Source organism: Streptomyces sp. NPDC059564 (genome assembly GCF_042735575.1).
Lineage (GTDB): Bacteria > Actinomycetota > Actinomycetes > Streptomycetales > Streptomycetaceae > Streptomyces.
The window spans coordinates 1-1,050 of sequence record NZ_JBHWBP010000730.1 but is presented as its reverse complement, the minus strand read 5'-3'; the positions used below and the strand labels follow the sequence as shown (position 1 = coordinate 1,050).

Here is a 1,050-nt window from a genome sequence, read left to right as displayed (position 1 = left end):
AGGGCATCGAGGGAGCCGTCGACCGTTACGTCGCGATGACCCGCGCGACCCGGCAGCTGGTCATCCTCGGTCGATGACCGCGGTGGCTTCGATCTCGACCAGGATGCCGGGTCCGGCCGGGGCGGGGGGCACCTCAAGGTGACCCAGGAGCCGACCTAGTCCGCGGCGACGGCGCGCAGGATGTCCAGGCGGGCCGCGCGGTGGGCCGGGCGGAGGGCCGCGAGGATGCCCGCCGTCACTCCGACCAGGGCGACCACGGCGAGTTGGGCGGGCGGGACGGCGAATACGAGGCCGCTGTCGTCCGTCGCGTCCGAGGCCCTGACCAGGACCCAGCCGAGGATGCCGCCGAGGAGCAGGCCGCCCGCCGTGCCGAAGGCGGCGACCAGGACGGACTCCCAGCGGACCATCGCCCGCAGCTGGGCGCGGCTCTGGCCGACGGCGCGGAGCAGCCCCAGTTCACGGGTGCGTTCGTGCACGGAGAGGGTGAGGGTGTTGGCGATGCCGAGCAGGGCGATGAGCACGGCGAGGGCGAGGAGCGCGTAGACGAGGGTGAGCATCATGTCGATGCCGCCCGCCGACGAGGCCGCGTACTGCGCCCGGGTCTGGACCTCGGGGCCGCCGTACCGGGCTGCCGTGCGCTGGACCGCCGCCGCCCCGTCCTCGGTCGTCACCCCGGGCTTGAAGGTGACGGTGACGAGGGTGTCGGTGTCCTGGGCCCGGTGCGGGGCCCAGGCGGCGCGCGTGATCAGGTAGTCGCCGGCGAGGTCGGGGCGGCCGTAGACGGCGCGGACGGTGAAGGGCCGCTTCTGCCCGTCGGTGAAGGCGAGTTCGACGCCGCTGCCGGGCCGCCAGTCGTGCCGGGCGGCCTCCTTGGCGCTGACGGCGATCCCGTCCGTGCCGAGGGAGTCGAGGCGTCCGTCGACGGCGCCGAGGTCGAGGCCGACGGCGAGGGCGGCCGGGTCGGTGACCGTCAGGGCGCGTCCGGAGCCGTCGACCTCGGCGACGCCCTTGCCGAGGCCCACGGCGCTCTCCACCTCGGGGAGTGCCGCC

At 75.2% G+C, this 1,050-nt stretch carries 1 protein-coding gene; it reads right to left on the bottom strand.

From position 1 onward, the window contains the following. Positions 1–155: 155 nt before the first annotated feature. On the bottom strand, positions 156–1,050 hold an 895-nt coding region (locus tag ACFV0Q_RS41985; protein ID WP_385013395.1), incomplete at its 5' end, for an ABC transporter permease.